Here is a 395-nt window from a genome sequence, read left to right as displayed (position 1 = left end):
AGCCCCCAGCGAGGCAATAAATAAAGGAATACAAGCAAATAACGTCACCTCGAAAAAGGTCGCTAATGACAGCGGCACGCCGAGCTTAAACATCGCCCAAATAGCACTGCCGTCAGGCTTGGCAAAATGACGAAACACACCCGGTCCATCGATGCGTTTACTTATTAAACTATAAATAAACTGAGCACTGCCCATGGCCGCAAAGACGAGGGCCGTAGCGACGCCACATCCAGCACCTCCGAGCGCAGGTGCGCCGAAGTGGCCGTGTATAAATATATAATTGGCGGGAATATTCACCAGCAAACCGATAATTGAAATATAAAATGCAGGCGCGGTGTAGGCCTTCCCCTCAGCCACATTGCGAAACAGCGAGTAAACAAAGAACCCAGGCAGGC

General features: G+C 50.4%; 1 pseudogene. It reads right to left on the bottom strand.

Going from position 1 to position 395, the window contains the following annotated elements:
- A pseudogene (locus tag CWC14_RS18510) lies at positions 1 to 395 on the bottom strand (MATE family efflux transporter); the annotation flags it as partial.

The organism is Pseudoalteromonas sp. S3260, assembly GCF_005886925.1.
Lineage (GTDB): Bacteria > Pseudomonadota > Gammaproteobacteria > Enterobacterales > Alteromonadaceae > Pseudoalteromonas > Pseudoalteromonas tetraodonis.
The sequence above is the reverse complement of the archived record's forward strand: the minus strand, read 5'-3'. Positions and strand labels throughout refer to the sequence as shown.